Below are 4,061 nucleotides of genomic sequence, written 5' to 3' on the forward strand. Positions count from 1 at the left end.
GGTCGGGGCCTATGGTCTCGAAGCGGGCAAGATCGAGATCGACGGTGCAGGTCGGAGCGGCGATATCGTTCCCCGGACCGCGCTGACGCCCGAGGAGGGCGAGCGGATGACCGCGATCGGCGAACTGATCAGCAAGGCCGAGCGGCGCGCGATGGAGGCCGAGCGCGACACGGTCGACCGCTACGTCGCGGCCTATCTGTCGACCAAGGTCGGCGAGCTGCTGGATACGCGGATCACCGGCGTGCAGTCCTTCGGCTTCTTCGCGACGGTCGAGGGTTTTGGAGGGGACGGGCTGGTGCCCGTATCGACGCTGGGCGCCGAGCGCTTCCGCTATGACGAAAAGGCGCAGGCGCTCGAAGGCGAGGAGAGCGGCGAACGCTACACGCCCGGCATGCGGATCCGGCTTCGTCTGGTCGAAGCGGACCCGATCAACGGATCGCTGCGCTTCGAGCTGGAGGAAGGCGCCAACCACCTGCCCATGCGCGGGCCGCGCAAGGGCGGGCGCCCGATGATGGGTCGCCGCGGTCGCCCCGGCAATATCCGACACAATGGACGCCGTCGCTGAACGGAGCCGGCGGCGCTTCCGCTGTCAGAGGCGCGGCAGCGTCACGCCCTGCTGGCCCATATATTTGCCTGCCCGGTCGGCATAGCTGACCTCGCACGGCTCGTTGCCTTGCAGGAACAGGAACTGGCAGGCGCCTTCATTGGCGTAAATCTTCGCGGGCAGGGGGGTGGTGTTGGAGAATTCCAGTGTCACATGCCCCTCCCAGCCGGGTTCGAGCGGGGTGACGTTCACGATGATCCCGCAGCGCGCATAGGTCGACTTGCCGAGGCAGATGACCAGCACATCGCGCGGCACGCGGAAATATTCGACCGTGCGCGCCAGGGCAAAGCTGTTGGGCGGGATCACGCAGACCTCGGTCTCGCGGTCGACGAAGCTGTTGGCTGCGAAATTCTTGGGGTCCACCGTCGCCGAATCGACATTGGTGAAAATCTTGAATTCTGGCGCGACGCGCGCGTCATAGCCGTAGGAGGACAGGCCATAGCTGATGCATCCGTCGCGGCGCTGCGCCTCGACGAAGGGCTCGATCATGCCATGCTTCGTCGCCTGTTCGCGGATCCACTTGTCCGACATGATCGACATGAAATGCGAACCCCTCTTATCTGATGCCCAGGTCGGCGGGACCGAAGGCGTGCGGCAGCAGTTCCGACGCCCGGAAATGGCGGAAGGCGCTTCCGTCGGCCGACGCACAATAAATGTCGACGTCGGTTCCCGACAGGTCCGCCGCCTCGTTGATGATCTGACGGCACCGGCCGCAGGGCGTGACGAGGCCTTGGCCGCTGATCGTGCCGTCCTTCGCAAGCGCTCCGCCGATGACACCGATGGCAGCGATGTCGCGCAGGCGGCCCTGGGCGCTGGCGCTGGCGATCGCCACGGTTTCGGCACAGAGCGACAGGCCGTAGCTGGCATTCTCAAAATTGGTGCCCGTGACGACCGATCCGTCGGCCAGCAGAACGGCGGCGCCGACTCCGAAATGGGAATAAGGCGCATGCGCATGTCGCGCGGCTTCGCGGGCGGCCTCGACCAGCACCCGACCCGCCACTTCGCGCATGTCGACCGGTTCAGCCACGGATGTGCAGCACGCAGATGAGGGTGAAGAGACGCCGTGCGGTATCGAAGTCCACCTCGATCTTGCCCTCCAGACGGTCCTTGAGCAGCTGCGCCGCTTCGTTGTGGATGCCCCGCCGTGCCATGTCGACCGTCTCGATCTGCTGCGCGGTCGAGGTCCGGATCGCCTGAAAATAGCTGTCGCAGATCGCGAAATAGTCGCGGATCGGGCGGCGGAAGCTGCCCAGGCCGAGAATCAGCGTTTCGAGCAGATCGCCGCTTTCAGCTGCGATATCGATCGCCAGACGACCTTCCTCGACGCGTAGCTTCACCTTGTAGGGGCCGGCATAATCCTGCGGATAGGGACGCAAAGGCTTGAAGTAATTTTCTTCGAGCAGGTCGAAGATCGCCACGCGCCGTTCCTGCTCGACATCGGCGTTGCGCCAGATGATCGTCTTCTCGTCGAGATCGATGGCAATGATGCGCGGATCGGACATTGTTTCGCGCCTTAGCGCCCGTCGCCCGGCTTGGCAAAGCGAAGCATGCAGAACCGTGGTTCTGCATGCTTCCAGTTGCCTCGGGGGAGGATCTCAGTCGACGACCGCCGCCGCCGTCGGTGCGGGCTCGGGAACTGCTCGCGGGATTTGGGACAGGCGCTCATCTTCCTCGCGGATGTGATCGCGGACGATGGAAAGCAGTTCGGCCAGCGTCTCGCGCTGCGCGCTGTCGAGGGGCGCGAGCACGCGCTCTTCCAGCGTACTGGCGATTCCGGAGAGCTCGTTGACGATCGGCGCCGCCTTATCGGTCAGATGAATCCGCCATACGCGCCGGTCGGCGGGGTCGGCGCGCCGTTCGACCAGGCCCGCCTCGGCCAGGCGGTCGACCATCCGGCACAGGGTGATCCGCTCGACATCGAGCATTTCGGCCAGTTCGCTCTGTGTCGGTCCCTCGGCGTTCGCAAGGCTGATAAGGACGCGCCACTGCGGGCGGGTGATGCCGCGCGACCGGGCGCGCGCATCGAACCAGTAACGCGAGCGACGGGCGATGTCGTGCGTCAGAAACGAAATGCGCCGATTCGATTCTGTATGCATGCTTACATTATGCCGACGAACATTAAGTGGTGCAAGGAGCGCGCGGCGTAGCAATCCACAGGATCGTCCAGAGCTTTTTGCGGGTTCGGTCGACGCGCCGCTTGCGGTGCAGCCCCGGTGAGCGGATAACCGGGCCATGGCTGAACCTGTACGTATTCCCACGCCGGCTCTGGCCGACGCGCCCTCGATGCCGCACAATATCGAAGCGGAGGCGGCGCTGCTGGGCGCGATGATGCTCGACAACCGCATCGTCGAGGATGTGCAGGTCCGCTTGCGCCCCGAGCATTTCTACGAGCCGCTGCATGGCCGTATCTATGAGGCGATCCTGCGGCTGGTCGACCGCAACATGCTCGCTACGCCGGTCACGCTCCGCCCCCTGTTCGAGGGCGACGCGGGGATGCGCGAGCTGGGCGGCCCCTCCTATCTCGCACAGCTGACCGGCAGCGGTGCCGCGATCATCGGTGCCCGCGATTTCGCCCAGCAGATCTATGATCTGGCGCTGCTCCGCGCGCTGATCGGCGTGGGCCGCAACATGGTCGAAGGCGCGCTCGACACCTCCGAGGAAGTCGATCCCAAGTCGCAGATCGAGCAGGCGGAGATCTCGCTCTACAAGGTGGCCGAGCAGGGCGGCGAGGAAGGCAGCGTCAAGAGCTTCGCCCAGGCGACGAAGACCGTGATCGAAACCGCGAGCGCGGCGCTCAATTCGGGCGGGCATGTTGCCGGTCTGACGACCGGGCTCGAACGCCTCAATGCCAAGATCGGCGGCCTGCACCCATCCGACCTGATCATTCTCGCCGGCCGTCCGGGCATGGGCAAGACCTCGCTGGCGACCAACATCGCCTTCAATGTGGCGGCGCGCTACATGCGCGACCAGCAGGACGGTATCAGCCCGTCGGTCGGCGCGCCCTGTGCCTTTTTCAGCCTCGAAATGTCGGCCGACCAGCTGGCCGGCCGCGTGCTGTCCGAGCAGGCGGAGATCAGTTCCGAGCAGATCCGCATGGGCAAGTTGACCCATAGCGAATTCACCGCCTTCGCGCGGGCCGCGCAGGAGCTCGAAACGCTGCCGCTCTACATCGACGATACCCCTGGCCTGACGATCGCGGCGCTGCGCACCCGCGCGCGCCGCCTGAAGCGGCAGAAGGGCATCGGCGTGATCGTCGTGGACTATCTCCAGCTGCTGCAGGGATCCGGCAAAAGCTCCGATGGCAATCGCGTGCAGGAGATTTCCGAGATCAGCCGCGGTCTCAAGACGCTGGCGAAGGAGCTCAGTGTTCCCGTGATCGCGCTGTCACAGCTGAGCCGCGCGGTCGAGCAGCGCGAGAACAAGAAGCCGGTGCTGTCGGATCTGCGCGAGTCTGGCT

General features: G+C 65.3%; 6 protein-coding genes. 2 read left to right on the top strand and 4 right to left on the bottom strand.

Translation table 11 applies throughout. From position 1 onward, the window contains the following. The coding region (locus KAY22_RS25595; RefSeq protein WP_296625927.1) for a S1 RNA-binding domain-containing protein at positions 1–565 on the top strand (565 nt) is incomplete at its 5' end. Positions 566–589: 24 nt separating this feature from the next. Here the strand turns inward: KAY22_RS25595 and dcd are convergent. The 4 genes from dcd to KAY22_RS25615 all read right to left on the bottom strand — a co-directional run bounded on the left by dcd (position 590) and on the right by KAY22_RS25615 (position 2,700). Beyond that, positions 590–1,144 (bottom strand): dCTP deaminase, encoded by a 555-nt coding sequence (gene dcd / locus KAY22_RS25600; protein ID WP_296625928.1) that lies wholly within the window; start codon positions 1,142–1,144, stop codon positions 590–592. Positions 1,145–1,160: 16 nt separating this feature from the next. After that, positions 1,161–1,613 carry a cytidine deaminase gene (gene cdd / locus KAY22_RS25605; protein ID WP_296625932.1) on the bottom strand — a complete coding sequence of 151 codons (453 nt, stop codon included), beginning with the start codon at positions 1,611–1,613 and terminating at the stop codon, positions 1,161–1,163. A 10-nt stretch (positions 1,614–1,623) separates the two neighbouring features. Continuing rightward, a complete protein-coding gene (locus KAY22_RS25610) occupies positions 1,624–2,106 on the bottom strand; it encodes a UPF0262 family protein (RefSeq protein WP_296625929.1) in 483 nt (160 codons plus the stop codon). Between the two features lie 93 nt (positions 2,107–2,199). Further along, on the bottom strand, positions 2,200–2,700 hold the full coding sequence (locus KAY22_RS25615; protein WP_296625930.1) for a MarR family transcriptional regulator: 501 nt from the start codon (positions 2,698–2,700) through the stop codon (positions 2,200–2,202). Between the two features lie 136 nt (positions 2,701–2,836). Between KAY22_RS25615 and KAY22_RS25620 the strand changes: the two genes are divergently transcribed. Next, on the top strand, positions 2,837–4,061 hold a 1,225-nt coding region (locus KAY22_RS25620), incomplete at its 3' end, for a replicative DNA helicase (RefSeq protein ID WP_296625931.1).

The organism is Rhizorhabdus sp., assembly GCF_018006725.1.
Taxonomy (GTDB): Bacteria; Pseudomonadota; Alphaproteobacteria; order Sphingomonadales; family Sphingomonadaceae; genus Rhizorhabdus.